This is a genomic window from Parapedobacter indicus (assembly GCF_900113765.1).
Taxonomy (GTDB): Bacteria; Bacteroidota; Bacteroidia; order Sphingobacteriales; family Sphingobacteriaceae; genus Parapedobacter; species Parapedobacter indicus.
Genome location: NZ_FOQO01000003.1, coordinates 600,517 through 620,149, shown reverse-complemented (window position 1 = coordinate 620,149; position 19,633 = coordinate 600,517). Strand labels below are relative to the sequence as shown.

At 50.9% G+C, this 19,633-nt stretch carries 14 protein-coding genes; 2 read left to right on the top strand and 12 right to left on the bottom strand.

The window, feature by feature from the left end; genetic code table 11:
* Positions 1-58 precede the first annotated feature (58 nt).
* The 5 genes from BMZ56_RS08965 to BMZ56_RS08945 all read right to left on the bottom strand — a co-directional run bounded on the left by BMZ56_RS08965 (position 59) and on the right by BMZ56_RS08945 (position 8,083).
* Positions 59-1,024 (bottom strand): metallophosphoesterase, encoded by a 966-nt coding sequence (locus BMZ56_RS08965; protein ID WP_090626215.1) that lies wholly within the window; start codon positions 1,022-1,024, stop codon positions 59-61.
* A gap of 13 nt (positions 1,025-1,037) precedes the next feature.
* Positions 1,038-2,846 (bottom strand): RagB/SusD family nutrient uptake outer membrane protein, encoded by a 1,809-nt coding sequence (locus tag BMZ56_RS08960; protein WP_090626214.1) that lies wholly within the window; start codon positions 2,844-2,846, stop codon positions 1,038-1,040.
* Positions 2,847-2,886: 40 nt separating this feature from the next.
* The gene (locus BMZ56_RS08955) at positions 2,887-6,345 is read right to left on the bottom strand and encodes a SusC/RagA family TonB-linked outer membrane protein (protein ID WP_245893142.1); all 3,459 of its coding nucleotides are present in this window, start codon (positions 6,343-6,345) and stop codon (positions 2,887-2,889) included.
* A gap of 147 nt (positions 6,346-6,492) precedes the next feature.
* A complete protein-coding gene (locus tag BMZ56_RS08950) occupies positions 6,493-7,461 on the bottom strand; it encodes a FecR family protein (protein ID WP_090626213.1) in 969 nt (322 codons plus the stop codon).
* A gap of 55 nt (positions 7,462-7,516) precedes the next feature.
* Positions 7,517-8,083 carry a sigma-70 family RNA polymerase sigma factor gene (locus tag BMZ56_RS08945; RefSeq protein WP_177195097.1) on the bottom strand — a complete coding sequence of 189 codons (567 nt, stop codon included), beginning with the start codon at positions 8,081-8,083 and terminating at the stop codon, positions 7,517-7,519.
* 225 nt (positions 8,084-8,308) lie between these two features.
* On the opposite strand from BMZ56_RS08945, the gene BMZ56_RS08940 reads away from it, so the two are divergent.
* Positions 8,309-8,968 (top strand): HAD family hydrolase, encoded by a 660-nt coding sequence (locus tag BMZ56_RS08940; RefSeq protein ID WP_181127802.1) that lies wholly within the window; start codon positions 8,309-8,311, stop codon positions 8,966-8,968.
* Positions 8,969-9,118: 150 nt separating this feature from the next.
* On the opposite strand, the gene BMZ56_RS08935 is transcribed toward BMZ56_RS08940, so the two are convergent.
* Positions 9,119-10,228, bottom strand: coding sequence for an acyltransferase family protein (locus BMZ56_RS08935; RefSeq protein ID WP_090626210.1), 1,110 nt, complete (start codon positions 10,226-10,228; stop codon positions 9,119-9,121).
* A 267-nt stretch (positions 10,229-10,495) separates the two neighbouring features.
* Here BMZ56_RS08935 and BMZ56_RS08930 point away from each other — a divergent pair, with 267 nt between their 5' ends.
* On the top strand, positions 10,496-11,557 hold the full coding sequence (locus tag BMZ56_RS08930; protein WP_090626209.1) for a Gfo/Idh/MocA family protein: 1,062 nt from the start codon (positions 10,496-10,498) through the stop codon (positions 11,555-11,557).
* Here BMZ56_RS08930 and BMZ56_RS08925 read toward each other — a convergent pair whose 3' ends face one another.
* The 6 genes from BMZ56_RS08925 to BMZ56_RS08900 form a co-directional block, all read right to left on the bottom strand.
* Positions 11,558-11,743 carry a hypothetical protein gene (locus BMZ56_RS08925; protein ID WP_090626208.1) on the bottom strand — a complete coding sequence of 62 codons (186 nt, stop codon included), beginning with the start codon at positions 11,741-11,743 and terminating at the stop codon, positions 11,558-11,560.
* Between the two features lie 91 nt (positions 11,744-11,834).
* Positions 11,835-12,107 carry a SemiSWEET transporter gene (locus tag BMZ56_RS26155; RefSeq protein ID WP_262509816.1) on the bottom strand — a complete coding sequence of 91 codons (273 nt, stop codon included), beginning with the start codon at positions 12,105-12,107 and terminating at the stop codon, positions 11,835-11,837.
* A gap of 52 nt (positions 12,108-12,159) precedes the next feature.
* Positions 12,160-13,557 carry an alpha/beta hydrolase gene (locus BMZ56_RS08915; protein ID WP_090626207.1) on the bottom strand — a complete coding sequence of 466 codons (1,398 nt, stop codon included), beginning with the start codon at positions 13,555-13,557 and terminating at the stop codon, positions 12,160-12,162.
* Positions 13,558-13,778: 221 nt separating this feature from the next.
* Positions 13,779-15,044, bottom strand: a complete 1,266-nt coding sequence (locus BMZ56_RS08910; RefSeq protein WP_218146520.1) for a glycosyl hydrolase family 28 protein — start codon at positions 15,042-15,044, stop codon at positions 13,779-13,781.
* Positions 15,037-16,464 carry a RagB/SusD family nutrient uptake outer membrane protein gene (locus BMZ56_RS08905; protein ID WP_090626205.1) on the bottom strand — a complete coding sequence of 476 codons (1,428 nt, stop codon included), beginning with the start codon at positions 16,462-16,464 and terminating at the stop codon, positions 15,037-15,039. Before BMZ56_RS08905 ends, BMZ56_RS08910 begins: the two co-directional genes overlap by 8 nt.
* Positions 16,465-16,481: 17 nt before the next feature.
* Positions 16,482-19,628 carry a SusC/RagA family TonB-linked outer membrane protein gene (locus BMZ56_RS08900; protein ID WP_090626204.1) on the bottom strand — a complete coding sequence of 1,049 codons (3,147 nt, stop codon included), beginning with the start codon at positions 19,626-19,628 and terminating at the stop codon, positions 16,482-16,484.
* Positions 19,629-19,633: the final 5 nt, after the last annotated feature.

Sequence of the window (19,633 nt, the reverse complement as noted above, 5' to 3'; positions counted from 1 at the left end):
GTCGGTAAGCAAAAACGGTTGCCGAAAATGCTCGGCAACCGTCGGTTTTTGTGCTGTGCTAGTTACGTGGCATCTTCGGACGGACAATATCCAAATCTGTTAGCTGATACGTTGAGCTGTCTGCCTTCGTGTCCTTATAATAGGGCGAATACATTTCTGCGCTGACTGTCTTCTCTTCCAGGTCGAAGTGTAAAAGGCGGAGGTAGCCACCACCGAAATCATCATTCTGGTAATTTTGAAGCAGCTGGTAGTAGGTGTTTCCCTGATCGCCTTTTCCGATCTTCAGCGCTGAGCTCATCACATGTCCGCTCAATACGAAACGGACATTTGGGTATACCTTCACGAGTCGATCGTGCATGTATTGCGGACTGAAGTCGCCATACCCTGCATTCCGGTCGGCGATTTCACCTTTGCCCGTAAGGTGGTAGTGTGTCAGGATGATGACATTATATTCGTGATGGGCTTTGATCACGTCGCCTGCCCAATTGATGGGGCCTTGGCGGGGGCAAAATTCCAAGGAGATGACAAGCCAGTTGATGCCTTCCGTCTGAAAGGTGTAATAGGCGTTGTCGCTTTTGCCGGCTTCGTACCGGCCCCGCTGGGCGATAAACCGCGAGGGCGGGAAGTAGGAATTGAACTTGGCGGTTTTACGTAAATTTTGATTTACGTTGCCCGGTGCGGCGCTGCCGCTGTACTCACCCACGGCCTCGGTATCGTGGTTTCCCAGCGAAATTGCGTAGGGGATACCTGCCCGGTCCAACCGGTCAAACTGCAAGCTGGCGGTTTCCCACTGCGAAAGGTTATCAAAATTAACCACATCTCCTACGTGCAGGACGAATGGGATGTTGAGTTTGTCCTTGTTGGCCAGGATCCAATCGAACTGGCTTTCAAACATGCGGTAATTTCCGTCGATTTCGCTTTGCGAATCGGGGAATACCGGTAGGGTGAACTGCTGCGCCTGCGTATGGATAGATCCCACCAGCAGGAGGATCAAGGCAAGCAGGTTATGGAATTTTATGTTCATGGCTGCTTTCTATTTAATATCCGGGGTTTTCAACTAAGTTGGGATTGTTAGCGGTACGTGCCAGGGTGATCGGGAAGTAGTAATGCTGCTCCTCGAAGATGGGCGGGTTGACGGCACCATCCAGGTTCAGCCGCTTTTCCACCAAAAACTTGCGGGTGGTGTAATCCAGGATATACCGGATGCCGCTCTGGTTGCGGGATAGGTAATCTTCCGCAATGCGCCAACGCCTGAGGTCCCAATAGCGGTGGCCTTCGAACGCGAGTTCGACACGGCGCTCGTTTTGGATACGCGCTAACGTTAAAGAAGTTAATTGTGAGATGCCTGCCCGCTTGCGCACCTGATTCAATGCATCCAGTGCGTCATCGTCCCTGCCTAGGGCATAGGCCGCTTCGGCATAGTTGAGCAATATCTCAGCATAGCGAAAGACGATAAAATCCTGAGTGGAGCCGAAGATGCCGGCGGTCGAGCTGTTGCCATTGTCTTTCTTTTCATCTAGGTATTTGAGTACGCCAAAGCCGGTTTGGGTAACTTTCTGGTCGCCATTGGCGAGCACGCCTTTATAGGATCCGGTGGTCAATACCGTGCCATCCTCTTGTCGGATACCGTTGTAAAAGTCGAGGTTACGTCCTTGCCATTTCGTATCTTGTGTGTATACGGTGGCCAAAAAGCGCGGATCCTTACCGGCCCACAACTCGCCGGTAGTGATCAGTTGCCCTTGTAGGTCATCAAAATCGATCGTACCCGGCCTACCGTCGATGTATTCAAATGCCTCGGCAAACTCCAGGTAAGGCGCATCGTGGATACCGTTGGCCCAGCCGTTGGGGAAGGGGCATTGGAAGTAGTCATAAGCCCAGCCGGCACCAGCGTAATCCTTATCGCTTCCGTCATGCTGCACGGCGAAGATCACTTCAGTGTTGCGCTTGGTGAGGAAAAGCTCCCTGAAATTGGCGGTCTTGTCGGGATTGTCGTTATAAAGCTGGAATTGTCCGCCATCGATGATCTGTGAGGAAGCTTCCAGGGACGCTTCGTAATACCGCGTTGCCTGTCCGCGCTCAATACCGATCGTGCCTCCCAAGTCAACTTCGCCGTATGCAGCAATGCTACCGGCATAAAGTGCCGCACGTGAAATGAGCGCAAGTGCCGCATACCGGGAAGGGCGGCCCCAATTGGTGTCGTCGATTTCCGGAAGGTCATCTAGGATGGCCTTGCCCTCGGCGATGATAAAATCATACACCTCCTGCTCGGTGTTGCGCTTAGGATATAACGCTTCCTGTGGGTCGGTATCTTGCTGTACCTTCAGAATCAGCGGCAATCCCCCATAGCGTTTCACCATGTAGAAATAGTTGAAGGCCCGGAGGAATCGCGCTTCGGCGATCTTTTGGGTTTTGAAGGTCTCGCTTACCGTGGAGGAGGGCAGATTTTCGATGATCTCGTTCAACGTGCGGATTACTTTGTAAGGCCGTTCCCAATATTCCAGCAGTCCGCCGTTGATCTTGAGCCCATTCACCTTGAATTGGTAGGCGTTGCCCGAGAAGTTGGACGTTGACTTCGACTCATCGCTCACATTATTGACGTAGAAGATCGAGAAAAAAGGCTTGCCCGAATTGTGTACGTCATCGGCTTCGTTATGGAGCACGGTGGTATTGAGGTAGGCGCCGGTCAGGTAGGCATCTACCAGCTTTTCGTCATTCCATACGATGGTTTCGGGAATAACGTCCAAGGGCTCTTTGTCCAGCACGTTACAGGCGGAAAAAAATACCAAAAGACACGGGATGAGCACCCGGCCTATAGAATTCGTTTTATGGTTAGCTAACGTTTGCATCTGTTCGTTTTAATTGAATGTTACGTTTTTTTATCTAGCCCTAGAGGATGAGTGTCAGTCCGAACGACAGGTTGCGCTGTTGCGGATAGTACAGGGATCCCCTGCCAGAAGGCATTTCAGGGTCGAGGGCATATTTGTTGAGTGCGCTGACCGTGAAGAGATTCACGCCCGAGGCGAAGAGGCGGAGGCTTTGGATGCCCACCGATCCGAACAATTCCTTTTTGAATGTATAGCCGATATTGACGGATTTCAAACGCAGGTAATCGCCTTTCACCAGCCGGTAATCCGATAGCCACCCATTAGCGGATGCGCCGCCCAAACGAGGGATAATCGCATTTCGGTCGTTGTTTTCGGCCGTCCAGCGGTTGTTGTAAAATTCTTCCGAGTTGCCATTGATGGAGGCAACGACATGGAATCCCAGCGCACCCTGTAATAGGAAATCCAGATCGAATCCTTTATACTGGAAGGTAGGATTCAGCCCGACAATCCAGGTGGGAACGGTACCCTGGCCGATCTCGACCTGGTCTTTCCAATCGATCACCCCATCGCTGTTCGAGTCCAGGTATTTGACATCGCCGGGGCGTAAGGTGGTGTTGTCCCGCAGATCCTGGTCGTAGGGCAGGTTGTCGATTTCTTCTTGGCTGGTAAACAAGCCATCAGATAGGTAGCCGAACGTGCGATCTGTCCAGTGGCCCGATTTTTTGTTAATCCGCTTCTGGTCGGCATCCACGTAGTCGGGTTCTTCGTAGTCAATCCATTTCGAGCGCGCCCAGGAGATGTTGCCACGGATGTCCCAGCGTAGGTCTGCTGCTTGGCTCCGGGTAGCCAGCATTACCTCAAAGCCGCGTGTGTCGGTGCTGTTGAGATTTTCCGCAGGCAGGGATGCCCCGAAGGTGGAGGGCAGTGTGATCAGCCGGTTGGCCGGAATGCCCGTGCGTTGGCGGTAAAAGGCGTCAACTGAACCATAGAACTGTCCTTTCCAGAACGAGAAGTCCGTTCCCGCGTTGTAGATCTTCAGCTCTTCCCAGGTGAGGTTCGGGTTTGGCAGGCCTTTGGAAAGAATGCCCGGATATCGGCTGCTGCCCCAGAGGTAGGAGCCTCCGGTTGCCGAGCTGCTGATGTCGTATCCAGTGATGTAGGCGAAGTTGCCCACGTTGTCGTTGCCGGAGGCGCCGTAGCTGGCACGCAGCTTCAGGGCGTCCAATGCGTGAAAGTCGCTGAGGAAGGCCTCTTGCTCCAACCGCCAGGCGAGGGATATACCGGGAAAGTAGCCCCACCGCGTAGCGGGCGGGAATTTGGCAGAAGCGTCGGCACGCAAGGTGGCTTCCACGATGTACCGGTTGTCAAACGAATAGTTCAGACGTCCCACCCAGCTCATCCGTCCCATCTCGGTGGTACCTGCATTATTGGTCATTCCCTCGGTGCTGCCGGCCAGCATCTGGTCGATTTCAGGGGTGAGGAAATTTGAACGGGCGGCCGAAACGTAGTCGTCGTAATAGTCGGTCGACTCAAACAGCGCCAGTACACTCACATCGTGTACGTCATTGAACACTCGGTCGTATGCCAGGGAGCCCTGCGATAGGATTTGCCGCCCGCTGGGCAGGTTGTAGGAGAGATTCGCTGTGCTGCCGAAAGCGCCCGCATGGGTATATACATCGGCCGCGAAGTCATACCGGTAGAACGGAACCGGTTTGGAAAAGTTTTTGGTTGATGCATAATTCTGCTTGTAGTCTACCAGCGCTTTCGCCTTCAGGCCAGGGATGGGGCGGAAGTCGTAAGCCAGTTCGAATACGGCCCGGAGGTCTTGGCTCCGGCGGTCGCTGTAGCCAGATAACTCGCGGTCGGTCGTGATGTGTGCACCGCCGGTACCACCACCTTCGGCGTAGGGAATCTTATCCTTGTCGGGAAATTCGGCCGGATACATGGGTTGGGTATTCCAGAAGTCGCCCCAAATATTGTCGTCCAGATTCCGCGTGGTGTAATCGCGCATACCAATCGAGGTGGATAGGTCCATCCGTGCGGTGAGTCCTTCGGTGATCGTCGCATCGATGTTGGAACGGAGGTTATACCGCTGATACCCGGCATCGCTACGTTTGAAAAACGTCTCCTGCTTGAGGTAGCCCAGCATCCCATAGTATTTGATTTTTTCGCTGCCGCCCCGTACCGAGAGGTTATGCTGCTGTTGTGGCGACCACGTCCGGATCAGCAGATCGTACCAATCGGTATTGGGGTATTGCAGGTCGCCCCCTTCGTAAAATTTTTGGATTTCTTCCGGCGTATAAGGTGCCGTTGCCTCCGGTTGGCCGCCCTGGATGTGTCCTTCGCGCCGCATTTCCGCCAGCTGGCCCGAAGAAGCCATGCGCGGCATATTGGTAATCCCCTGCCAAGTGGTGGAGGTATTGAGTGTGAGCGTCGGTTTTCCCGTCTGTCCCCGTTTCGTGGTGATCAGGATCACCCCGTTGCCCGCCCGCGCGCCGTAGATGGATGCCGAAGCGTCTTTCAATACAGAGATGGATTCGATTTCGTTGGCATCGATGGCGTTGATATTGCCTTCAGCGCCGTCGATCAGCACCAACGGGCCGTCGAAGCCGCGGATCTTCAAGGTCGCATTGTCGGAGCCGGGCAGGCCAGTGGATTGTAACGTGATCAATCCGGGAAGACGCCCTGCTAAGGTGTTTGACACAGACGCCACGGGCGTTTTGGTGATTTCATCACCGGTAATGGAAGATACTGACCCGGCGAGGTTGACCCGCTTTTGCGTGCCGTAACCGACAACGACTACTTCGTTGAGGTTTTGCATATCGGCGATCAACACGACGTCTAGGGTCGAAGAAACGGGAACCGTCACTTCCTGCAATTGGAAGCCGACGAATGAGAAGACAAGCACTTCGCCCGCGTTAGCGGCAATGCTGAAGTTTCCCTCCCCGTTGGTTACATCGGTACGGTTGCTACCTTTGACGGCGATGGATACCCCAGCCAGTGGGTTTCCTTGCTCATCCCGTACGCTTCCGGTGACGGTCTGGCGCTGCGGCTTTTCGGCATAGGTAAGTTCGCCACGATTCATTAGGAGCTGTTGCAGGGCCTGCTCTGGGCCGGCCTGCGATCGGCCTGCTGGGTGAATACCGCCGAGCGCAGGGTTTACGGTCGGCACTTCGGATTTCGGGGCGACGACCACATTATGGTTAATCAGTTCATAATCATAGCCTATTTTGGTAAGCAAGCGGTCCAATACCGTCGATAATGTTTCTTTGCGAAAGGATTGCGCCGGCACTGAAATTTTATTGAGCAGGCTTTTTTCATATGAGAAAGGCACGCCCGACAGGGTTTCTATTTTGCCTAGCACCTCGGCCATGCTTTCATTATCGATTCGAATCGTTATGCGGATTTTATTCAGATTTTGGGCACGGCTTTCCGTGCTAAAGACCATGCTGCTAAAGCCTACGATTACCACGATGATTATTGAGGTGATTCTCATAATCGTCTTGATGTTTTTTTTCATAAATTTGAATGTTGTTTAATGGTTATACAATGCCATTGATCACTAGAACGCTCTAACAAACTTTCCACGGCACGTTAGTAGCGTTTGATTACCGTTAACGGGAGTTGTTCAAAGCAACTTCCGTTTTTTTGTTTTGTCTTTGTCTATTTATTCATACAGTACGATTTTTTGGTTCTTGATTTCATAATTTACATTCGTCATTTTTCCGATCACCTGCATGACATCGTCGAGGCGGTTCGTAGCATGGAAGGTCGTTTTATAATTTGCGGATTTCAGCCGTTCACTGCTGGTTTCTAGTGTCATTCCCCACGTGTTTTTCATAACGATGGCTAGCTCCTGGAAGGATACGCCATCGAGCCGTATCTCACCGGTTTGCCACGAAGTGGCCAGCTTAGCATCGGTATTAGCGACCTCAAATTGGGTGGTTTCTTTGTCGTAGCTTATCTCCTGATTGGGATTGAGCAGGCTTAAGGTCTTTCCGTTGGCCTCCACGCTCACCTTGCCCGTAGCAACGGTTACTTTCGCTTGGTCCATATTCGGGTGTGCGCGCACATTGAACGAAGTGCCCAGCACGCGGATGTCCATTTTGCCGGTCTTGACGATAAACGGCTTCGCCGCATCGGGAGCGATATGAAAGAAAGCCTCGCCTTCCAGATAGACTTCCCGGATGCCTCCTGCAAACTGTTTGGGGTAGGACACGGTCGATCCGGCGTTGAGGAGAATTTCGGAACCATCCTCCAGGCGGACGTTTAGAAGCTTGCCCGTTGGGGCTGTGCTTGTTTGATGATTTTCCGCCAGGCGCGATGCCATCCGGTGAGGGAGTCTTTGGTAGTAAAGGAGCGTAGCGGCGCTCACCAATAAGATTGCCGCCGCCCATTGAATGGGCTTGCGAATCCGGAAGACCGTGCGGGACCGTGTGTTCGGTACGTTATCTAATATTCTATCCAACAGTCGCTTGCGTACTTCCTTTTCGTGCCGTCCGTCTGCAAATACATCGAGGTCTTTGGCTGTGACGTCAAAGTCGGCATACCACTGGTCAAGCTTCGCTTGTTCCTGAGGGGTGAGAATTCCTTTTTTGGATTTGTTTAATAGTTGATATAGCTCCTTTTTGTCCATTGACTGCCCGTTTAATTATACAACCGAACGGGAAAGCCATTTGTCCCAAAAAAAATTAGACAGTGGTAAACAAAGCGATGATCACCGCACAATATTCATGGACGGTCATTTTAATCTTCTTGAGCGCAGTGCTGAGCTGGTTCCTGACGGTCTTGCCCGAAATATCCAAACGGGTGGCAATCTCTTCATTGGTGAGACTTTCTTCCCGACTCAGCCGGAATATCTCCCGCATTTTGGTGGGTAGCTTGTCGATTTCCCGCTGCATCACGGTCTCCAGCTCTTGCGTTAGTAACTGGGTGTCTGTATATACAACGTTGGGTTCTTGTACGTGGGCTTGCTTCTTATAAGTGGTTTGAAGGGCCTCCCTTCGGTAGAAATCGATGATGCGACTCTTCAGACGGGTATGGAGAAACGCACGGACGGATGGGTCGTTATCTAGGACGACATCCTTCTCCAGCAGCGAGAGGAAAAGATCCTGTAGGATGTCCTCCGTATTCTCTTCGCTGTGTAGCCTGCGAAAAGCAGTGACATACAGTTCTTTCCAGAACTTGTTGTAGATGATGATGATACGCTGTCGTTTGTCGATTTGTTTCAATGCTACACCTCCATTTCCGGTGGTCAAACTTAAAAAAAGAATATTGCTGTAATGTTATGTTTATGTTAGCTCCACTGATTCATTTGTGTTGCTAAACTAATTGGCCCTTCAAGCATATCGCGCAAGGGTCTCCAAATTTGTAAATAATAATTGTGATTTCCGACGTATTACCTCCACTCTTATTCCATGAAAGTAGGAAGAAGTTTTTATATTCGTAAACATTTGCCAAAAACGGCAAACAACCACGATGTCATGACCGCAAAAAAGAAAGCCATCATCTTCGATCTGGATAATACGATATATCCCGTGCATGCGATCGGCGACAAGCTCTTTGCTGACCTGTTCGCCATCATTGAACAATCCGGAGCCTATCAGGGTGAGATGGCCGAAATCAAGGATGCCATCCAACGGAAGCCTTTTCAGGTCGTTGCCACAAAATTTCGTTTTGGTGACACCTTGATTGAAGAAGGGTTAGCTATACTGTCCCAACTCGAGTACGACGGTGTCATAGAGCCGTTCGATGATTATCAGTTAACAAAGAGGATCGATTGCCTTAAATTTCTGGTTACTACCGGTTTTAACAGACTGCAGGAAAGTAAAATTAATCAGCTTAGGATACGTGATGATTTTGACGCCTGCTATGTTGTCGATCCTTCGGCCTCCACGCACACCAAAAAGGATATCTTTCAGAAAATAGCTGCTGACCATGGGCTGCAACCTGCAGATATTCTTGTAATAGGAGATGATATCCATTCGGAGATTCAGGCGGCAAAAGAGCTGGGAATTGATGCGGTGGTATATGACCACTATGACACACTTAGTGCGATGGATGGATACGATATCATTTCACACTATGGACAGCTGGAGCCTTTTTTACGTGGCAATAGCGATGGGCTTCACGTTAAGCAATAGATTTTGGCAAAGGTTTTTTGAAAACGCCAAATGCGTCATTTGACGTTCACCGGGTTATGTGTAGTAGCATTTTTTCTTAATATTGGTGGAACCTTGAAGATGTCCTACAGCATCTATTCATGAAGCTTTGGGAAAGGAGGGAGCAGTCGCTTATACCTTAAGAAACCATCTGTTTTTATACAACACATACATAAGACACCATTGTACCACGATATAGGTTACTACCTGCCCCAACTCGACGGTATCCGGCCCGAAGAATGCAAGTACTCCGCCAAACAAGGCGTTGGCCGTATATCCGATATCAACAAAGTGGCTAAGCAGGTAAATGACGATTGAATTGGTGCCGATGACCACAAAAAACAGGGTCCATCGCTGCCGCTTTTTTACGTCGATAATCCAATAGAAAAGTGCCAACAGAAGAAAGCTGATACCGCCTACGACCAGCACGAAAGATCCGGTCCATAAATTTTTATTAAGCGGCCAGAAGAACGACCATATAATACCCAGGGTGAGCGCTATGACTCCATACAGAACTAGGTATTGCGCTTTTTGTTCGCCGGACTGACCCGTATTGCCTCGTATCCGCATGCCGGCCAATATCCCCAGCAAACCTGTCATCACGGCAGGGACGGTGGATACAATGCCTTCCGGGTCGTGAATACCCTTATATAATTTTCCAGGCAGGATAAGCTGATCGAGATAACTGGCCGGATTGCACTCCATGGTCATCGTTCCCACCGGACAGCCGGGAACGGGAAACCAGCTAAGGAACGCCCAGTAGCCCAACAGAAGAATGACTCCTTGGGTCAACAGCTTTAATGCCGAAGGCTTATACAGGTAAAGCAGTTGCGCAAACATACCTGCCAGGCCGATCCGGCCCAATACACTTGCATACCGCATTTCGGAAAAAGATTTGACCAGTATTCCGTTGTTATAAATGATGCCCAGCAAAACCAGGATAAGGCCGCGTTGTACGGCTTTTCTTGCCAATTTATACTTGGGTACTCCCTTTTCCATGCGGCTGCCCAACGAAAAGGGTACAGATACCCCGGCCATGAAAATGAAAAGGGGAAAGATGCAGTCGTATGCCGTCAGCCCGTTCCACTCCGGATGATGAAACTGCTGCGATAGCACGGCAAGCCATCCCCAGCCGAATAGTTTCGTTGCGATATGAACGAGGTCATCCCCTCCGGTTATCCAAAACATATCGAACCCCCTGAGGGCGTCCAATGACAGAAGCCGTTTGTTTTCCTGTGGCATATTCTAAACGTTAACGTATAGCCGACGAATCGGTAGCGTTGATTTAATTGATTAGTCTATGGTGCAAAGATAATTGCGACGCATACATAGTCCAAGCAAATATAACATGCCTGCCTGGATTTTTCAAATGGCTTCTTTTTTGATGTAAAATTTCCCGGCTAATCTATGCCTTTTGGTGATACCTGTTATATTTGCGCGATGCTTGGTTCTATTGACGGCGGAGTAGCTGAATTAAGTCTGATTATCATTCAATAAAGCGAATTTACTATGGAAAAAAAACATTTCGGTTTTGGGATTGTAGGAGCGGGAATGATTGCTCATTTTCATGCGAAAGCGATTGCTGAGCTGACGAATGCCCGTTTAATTGGGGTTTATAGCGTCAACCAGCCCAAATCGGATGCGTTTGCGAGTCAGCATAGCTGCACGGCTTACCATACGTTGGAACACATGCTGGCTGACGCTGAAATCGACATCGTATGCATCTGCACGCCTTCGGGAATACACCTCGAACCTGCACTGAAGAGCATCGAAGCCGGTAAACACTGCCTGATTGAAAAACCCCTCGAAATAACGGTTGAACGATGCGACCAGATCCTGGCTGCAGCCCGCAAAGCTGGCGTAAAGGTAGGGGTTATCTTTCCGTCGCGTTTTTACGAAGCAAGCAGCCAATTAAAAGAATCCCTGAATGAGAATAGATTCGGTGATTTGGTATTGGGCGGCGCGTATGTAAAGTGGCACAGAAGTGAGGCATACTATGCGTCGGGTCGCTGGCGGGGAACCTGGGAATATGACGGAGGCGGAGCGCTCATGAACCAAGGGATTCACTCGGTCGACTTATTGCAATGGTACATGGGGCCTGTTGAATCCGTTCAGGCGGTGGCTGCCAATATCCGGCACAAGAATATTGAGGTGGAAGATACCATCGTCGCTACACTGAATTTTAAAAACGGGGCGCTGGGAACCATTGAGTGCTCGACGGCTGTTTTTCCCGGTACGCTTAAGCGCATTGAAATAATGGGTACGGAAGGGACGGCTATCCTGGAAGAAGACAGTTTCATAAAATGGCAATTTCAACGGGAAGATTCCGTCGACGAGCGGATAAGGAGTTCGATGAAGGAAGAGACTGCTTCTGCGGGAGGCGCTTCCAATCCGGCGGATATTAGTTTTGTGGGCCACCAAAGGCAGATGGCGGATCTGATCCGTGCAATAGAGACGGGCGATGAACCCTTTATTAACGGAGAAGAGGGCCGCAAGTCCGTTGAAATCGTAAGGGCTATTTACGAAAGTGCACGTACAGGCACCCGGGTCAAGCTGCCCATCTCGCTATAGTTATTCTTTATCTTTGGTATTGCGAATTAACGAGATGCCGGATATAAAAAATATTAAACCGATGATGCCAACGACGATTAATTCTCGCGTCTGTCCGCTTTGCTGGATGACCATTGCACCGGTGTAGATCAATCCTCCAATGCCCAAGATGGTAAGAATGGTGCCGAATATTCGTTTTACATTCATATGCTTTGTATTTGTCTAATATGGTTACAATATCTATGCCTATACGGATAACGCCCCTATTCAGTGCAAGACGGTGTGATTGGGAACGGGTTTATGATTTCTTTCTAAAGAGGAACCAGCAGATCAAGAGTGTTAAATTCACAACGACCGAAAACGAATTTGAAAGGATGATCGGGACTTCATTTTGCAGGAACCCGTAATAGACCCATAGGCTGACACCAACGATCAGTACGCCGATCATCGTGACGGACAGATCGGCTGTTTCTTTCGTTTTTATGACCTTGATCAATTGGGGTAACATGGCAATAGAAGTACAGATTCCTGCTGCGATACCAATTATGTTTTCGTAAGTGAAAAGTTCCAAACACTAGCTTAACAGCTGTGACATCAAATTGTTTCTTTCTCTGCCGTTCTTCTTAACGCAGCGCGTCTTGCAATTGGACGAAACCTTGCAGGGCATTGGAGGGCAGTTTTTGGCCGTCCATACCAAATGCATAAAGTCTCGCTTCCTCTTCCACCACGCAGCCTTCTTCCGAAAAGTGACCAGAGGGGTCTTTCAACGTGTCGATTTCCAGCGAAAAATGTTCCGCAACAAAGGCATACATGGCTTGACGTTTAGCAGGGCCATAATCGTGCTTTTCATCGGGAAGGTGGATGTTTTGTACCAGGTTCTTTCGGTCGTACAAACCATATACGTATTTCAGATAAGGCAAATCAATAGTGGGAAAATCGGCGGTCCAATCGTTACCATCCGAAATAAGCAATTGGGGACGCGGAGCGGCCATCGCTGCAATTTCGGTATTGTTGGTGCCTCCGCCGCAGAAGTGGTGCCCGGCGCCGGTTTCGCAAGGACACCCTCCCGAGAAATAGGACGAGACCATAACAACCGGTACGCTCAATTTGATGCGATCATCCAGGGCAGTTACCAAGATGGACTGACTTCCTCCGCCAGAAGCACCGGTAATGCCGATCCGGCTTGTGTCGACCGCTGGTAGGCCGTGGATAAAATCTAGCATCCGGAGGTTGTTGATCAGTTGTACGGTAGCCGTCAGGCTCCGCCGATGGTCACTTTCTTCCAATTGCAGGAGTGACTCTCCATAGCCCACCAGGTCATAGCTAAGGGCGATGACCCCCATTCTGGCAAGCATCGCACATCTCAATTGATGATCGGGTCGGTACCGCCCACTGGCAAAATGCCCATTGGGACACAGCATAGCGGGCAGCTTTCCGCTACGGCCGGTCGGGACGTAAAGAGAGCCAGCTACATAAAGTCCAGGCAACGCTTCGATGGCGATATTTTCCACCGTGTAGCCATTGTATTGCCGTTTGGGTGTTTTTATCGCTGCAGCGATTGGGGAGGGGTGTATGCGTTGCAAGCCGAGTGTTTCACGGATGCAGGAGGATAGGTCGCCGGATCGGCTCTCCCATTGAGCCAACGTTTGGTAACTGGCCATCAACTGTGCGAGTTCTTGCTTTCCTTCTTTCGGGTGTTTCCGAAAATACTCATAGCTGGTGATGCGGTACGTGCTGTCATCCAGCTGGCGGTAGCTCAGCGGTAAGGGTGCAAGGACATTGGCCAATGTCTGCGCCGGCGTTCCGCGGTATCGCCATTGGGCAAAGTCAACCCACAGATCGGCCAGCTTTGTTGAATCGTATTGGATGGTAATGTGGTGACGTTTTTCCATATCGTCCACGACCTTGAAAAGCGGTTCGCGAAAGTTATTCTCCGAAACCGGGCGCTCCTGAGCCAATAGATAGCTGCAGTGCAACAAGTAGGTCAGGGACGTTAGAAAAAAGTAGGATAGCTTCATCATGGACGAATATAGCTGTTAATTCGTAAGAATACAATCGCACATAGGGTAATATCGCAGCGGAAGTAAGATTTTCCGCTGCGATCACGGCTATATTTTCGTAAGTCATTTATCGACTATTGCCAGATACTGGTTCACAGGTGCGGTATCAAATTCTGTCATCCGCCCTCCCCCCGTATTTTCTCCATGGCACTGATGGGATCATTGGGCGCTGGTACGGCAGGTTAGTTTTCAGAATGCGTTGTGTGTATAACGTTTAGTAACTCCAAATCCTGGATTTGTTCCCTGTCAATCGTGTAGAGGATGGGTCCATCGCCTTCGCCCTCGTAAACAGCGTTGATCAAACCGCAATGGTGCACGGGCGACTCGATGCGTACCAAGCATTTGCCAGTGCCCTTGATATTCATTCCATACACGTGATTAATCTTCCCAGGCAGCGATGGCTTTCCATATCCGCCGCCGCCCAGCAGGATGGCTTCATGCACGCCGTCCACCGCTTGGAATACCAATGAATTGATGAAAACATGATGAATACCTGCCTGGTCTGTAGCACGGATCGCTACAGCTCGGTAGCGGTTGGAACAATGGATGTTGCTGATATGTACCTCTTCGATATCGTCTTCCGGCCCAAACCAGGTTGGGGCCGTAACCATGTAAGAGGTGATATCCCCACTGGCGGCAGGCGATTCAGGTCCGCTGCCGAGGTTGGATAGCGCAATAAAATCATCGCCGGTATACCCCGAGATATTGTCAATACGGAAGTACTTGCAGCCTTGGCGTAAATTGATTCCGTCTTTATTGGCAACGCTTACTTTCTGGCCGTTTATCTCCAGTTCTTCCCGATTGTCGATCCGGATCTGTGTCAGCTCGGCATGTAACGTCCGCTCGAAGCTGACCGCCCAGCTGTGGGTATTCTCAATGGACACATTCGTCAAGGTAAATCCATCTACGTAGCCCATCAGGATCAGGATGTTGCGCCAGTCGCCGGTCTGCTTCCTGTCGGCTTTCCCGGCATCGCTGCCATAGCTGATCCGCCAATTACCGTTTTTCTTGGCCTGCTCCGTGTCGAGTGTCAATTGGCGGAAGCTGTCGCCGGTCGATCGGGGGTTCAACGCGCCCTGCAACCTTACTTCGCCCACGCCGATGATGCGGATGTTGCGGTTCCATGTCGGTTGGCTGATGCCTTCGCCCACGTTATCGCTGCGGAATAGGTTATCCCGGCTGTTATCGGAAAGCCGCAATGTGCAATTATCCAGAATGACGGTCATGTCGCTGGGCAGTAAGATGGCGCGATCGATCTCCCATAGATTCTTGCCGTTGGCATTGTCGGCGGGAATGATCACTTTACCAGAGGTTCCTTTAGCGGCGTCGATTGCCGCTTGTATCCGCTCGGTATCGCTTCCCGTAAAATCGTTGGGCGTCGGCACCTTGGCCATTAGAAAAATGGGAATAACCCAGGCGATTAACAGAAACAGATGTTGTTTACTCATATCCATTGTTTTGTGTTAGCTTCGGATTTAAACTCCGTTCCCTGAACGGTATGGGCAAAAGAACCTTATAAGAGTCAACTTCATACGAGTCTACCTGATAGCCGACTCCCTTTTCCTTATATGCGCTCATCACATCCACCATGTTCCCCGTTCTTAACAGGTCGAACCAACGATGGCCTTCGAAGCAGAGTTCTACCCGGCGCTCCCGTTGGATCGCATCGCGCAGCGCTGCTTGGCCCAGGCCCGACAGCCCATCAAGATCTGCACGACGGCGGACGTCATTCAATTCATCCATGGCGTCGGATCCCCTACCTAGTTCGTTCAGCGTTTCAGCGTAGAGCAGCTTTACGTCGGCATACCGTAAAACCGGCCAGTTGTTGCTTGCTTCGTAGTTTGCCGTGGGTTTATCGAGGAACTTGCGGGTATAATACACGCCGGTAGGCGAGTACTTCGCAATGGCGACCGGCTTGCGGGCATCGCCCTCCTCAAAGGCGTCCCAGAGATCTTGTGTACCTTCGTTCACCTGCGCGGGGTTACCCCCCGAGGTAATCTCCGTTCCCGATCCGAAAGGTGCAAACAAAATCGAGAAGTTTGAGCCCTCCGCATTGCCATTACTATGGTATTGTATTGAAAACAGCATTTCCTCATTGTTCTTGTTAGACGCGAGGAATAGCGCTTCGTAGTCATCCAAAAGCTTATAATGACCATCTCCAATCAATTCGGCCAATATGGGTAACGCTTCTTCAAACGAACGCTGCGCGACGTAAACCGTTCCCAACAGACCTTGGGCGGCTCCTTTGGTAGCCCTACCATCGTTTTCCACTTGTCCCACGGACGGCAATATCGCAATTGCATCTGTTAAATCCAGCTCAATTTGATCATAAACTACCTGTACCGATTCGCGCAGGTATCCGTATGCTTCCGCTTCGGTTTTGATTTCGTTGACTACCAGGGGAACGTCGCCGAAAAAACGAACGAGGTTGAAATACATCAATGCCCGTATAAACTTGGCTTCTGCGATAAAGCGGGCCTTCACGTTTTCATCCATGGATATGCCATTTATCCGGGCCAGGATGGTATTGGCTTGTCCGATTACCCGGTATGAATTGAGCCAAAGGTTTTGTATGTTGGTATTATTGTCCAGCCAGGTCATCTGGTCAAGAGACAACAGCCCCAGGGTATAGTCGTTGGCTTGCGTATTGTCAGACGGTAGCTCGGCCAACGTATGGAAGTCGTTATACACCGGGCGGAGGCTTGCATAGAGGCCATTTACCGCTGCCTGAAAATCACTCTGCGTGTTGTAATATTGATCCTGACCCACAATCGTGGGGTATTTTAAGTCGACAAAATCCGTGCAGCTAACCATTGATAAGGTAGTCCAGCAGCAGGCTAATGCAGCGACAACTCGTATTTTTTTCATGATTCTTCTCCTTGACGTTAAAATCCAAAATTAATCCCTAACAGGTAACTGCGGTTTGATGGATAGGTACCTTGGTCCGATCCGGGCTGGTAAACGGAGTCTCCGTACATACTGGGTTCGGGATTAAACCCGGGGTAATCCGATACCGTAAGAAGATTTTGTCCGGCGACGTATATCCGTGCTGAACTGAACCGCAGCTTTTGGGCAATCCGTTCGGAGAGGTTGTATCCGAGCGTTAGGTTCCGTACGCGCAGGAAGGACCCGTTGTAGACGGCATAGGTGTGGAGTTCGCCCGCCGTTGAAAAGCCGGTGCGTGGCCCAACCCGAGCGTATTTGACATCCCGATCCGGATTGGCGGGGTCAAAATAGTTGTTTGCCATCCCCTTGACGGTGTTGAATCTGCCGACCCACAGTTCCGTATGGCGCGAAGCGCCGTTGATGACGTTGCTGCCCAATACGCCCTGTATCACGATACTGAGATCAAAATTCTTATAGGCAAGTGTATTGGTCATCCCGTAGACAAAATCCGGCAATCCGTTCCCTAGCAGGGTCCGGTCGCCCTCGTTGATAGTGCCGTTTCCGTCGACGTCCCTAATCTGATAGGAGCCGACCGTAGATCCGGGCCATTGCGGGTTCCCATTCAACTGAGCCTCATTGCGGACGACACCGTCGATGATAAATCCGTACATGTTACCCAGTGGTTGGCCTACTTCGACCTTGTATACGTTGGGCCATCCGGGGGTTCCTGCCAAGGCGTTGAGTGATTCACGTCCACCCAGATCAAGTACCTTGGTCCGGTTGAAACTCAGATTCAGGTTGGTGGACCAAGAAAAAGCACCTTCCAGGTTAGTGGTTTGCAGGTCGACTTCAAAACCATCGTTTTGCAGTTTTCCGATGTTCGTATAAAACGAAGTGGCGTAGCCTACGATAGCAGGCAGTTCTTTCGAAAACAGCATGCCCGCGGTATTTTTCCGGTATACATCCACCGTCAGGTAAATCCGGTTATCGAGGAAAGCGGCATCCAAGCCCAGGTTCACCTGCTTGTTTTTTTCCCAGGTCAGGTTTTCGTTTTGCAGTCCCTGCAGAATCGTTCCGGGTACCCGTGCGTCGCCGAAGCTATAGTTTCGGGCAATCACGCTGCTCATCCAGGTGTTATCGCCGATGTTGGCGTTACCGGTTTCACCGTAGCTTGCCCGGAGTTTCAACTCGTTGAAAAGCTGTTGGGATTCCATGAACGATTCTTCGCTGATCCGCCATGCCGCGGCATATGATTGGAAAACGCCGAATCGGTTCTGCGGGCCAAAACGCGATGAAGCGTCGGTCCGGACCGATGCCATGAGTATGTATTTATCCTTGTAGTCGTAATTGACGCGCGCCGCATAGGATAGGAAACTGCTGCGGCCATACGTCAACGATCCGATCTGCTCGGTGGCCGCTGTGGGATTGGTAATAATGTCATTTGAAAACGATCCGATCCGCCCTGTGCTGGCAACCAGTTGATTGTCGGTTTTTTGCATGGAGAATAACAGCAAACCCGACAGGTTATGCACGTCGTTGAAATTCCGGGTATAGGTAGCCGTGTTTTCCCACACCCAGTCGATATTTCTTCCGCTGTTGGTCTGGCTTTGAATGCCGGCTAAACTGGGGGTCGACAGGTTGGCAAATGGCGATGTTGCATATGCAAGTGTCGACGGGATATAGGTTTGATTCGTAAGGGCAGAAACCGTTGCTCCACCTTGTGTTTTTATTTCCAACCCGTCTATGGGCTGCCAGCTTAGGTACGCATTGTTGAACAAGTTCAGCGTATTCTGTCGGTTTTCATTCAATTCAAGTACCGCGAGCGGGTTATGGATGCCGGTTTCGGCGAACCCATATTGGGTAAACGGCATCACGTTGTTCTGCCCATAGTCGCCGTTGGGCAAACGTGCCGAAACGACGGGAGGCATTAATAGCGCAGCATATACCGGAACGTACGAAGCGGGTCCACTAACGCCGGGGAGGGGCTGCTGGTGACGGATCGAGACCGACGGAGCGAAATTGACGCCGATTTTTAACCGATCCGACAAGGCAGCGTCGAGATTGGTACGCATCGAGGCGAGTTTATAATCGGTGCCCTTGAGTGTCCCTTTTTGGGCGAGGTAACTGCCTGAAATGGAGAATTGTACCTTTTCGTTTCCTCCAAGCGCCTGCAAACGGAATTCAGACATGGGAGCGCTCTGGAAAATAACGTCCTGCCAGTCGGTATTGGCGAGCTGCTCAGGCGTGTCAAATACATCGGGATAATCCAGTCCGCTGGCATTGCGTGCATCTTTGGCATACTGGAGGTATTCTTGGGCATTCATCATCTCCATTTTCCGGTAAACCTGCTGCAAACCCGAATAGGCATTGACATTGAAGGTGGTTTTTCCGGATTTTCCACGTTTCGTGGTTACCAGTATAACCCCGTTGGCTGCCCGCGACCCATAGATGGAAGCTGACGCGGCGTCTTTGAGCACTTCAATCGATTCGATGTCTGACGGGCTGATCCGGGAAAAGTGCGATGCGTCCTGAAGGGGGTAGCCATCCACGACATAAAGGGGTGCGTTTCCCCCGCCGAGTGATCCGATGCCCCGGATTCGGATGGTAGGCGCTTGTCCGGGCGTATCGCCGCCACCGGATTGGACCTGTACACCTGCGGCCATCCCTGCCAAGGCATTCCCTGGCGTGGTAACCGGCAAATGGTTGATGCTGCTGCCGGAGACTTTGCTTACCGCAGTCGATATCTTCCGCTTTGATTGCGCACCGTAGCCTACCACGACGACCTCATCAATGGCGGTTTCGGCCGTTGCCAGTTGGATAAGTACCGTTCGTTGCGGTCCGACGGAAACTTCTTTGTTTTCGTATCCTACATAACTAAATACCAGCACGTCGGCGGCTCCCCCCGCCTGAATCTGGAATTCACCGTTGTTATTCGTGCTGGAACGCTGCTGGGTTCCTTTTACCGAAACACTTACGCCTGCCAGCGGCTCGCCGGCTTCGTTTGTCACACGGCCCGTTACGGGCTCCTGCGGTTGCTGCCAAACGAGTTCAGCATGACCAGATCTGGCGTGTGCATGCACAACGCCGACTAAGGGGAGCTGCAGCAACACGGCGCTGGTTGCGGTAAGAAATAGTTTTTTTCTCATAATTG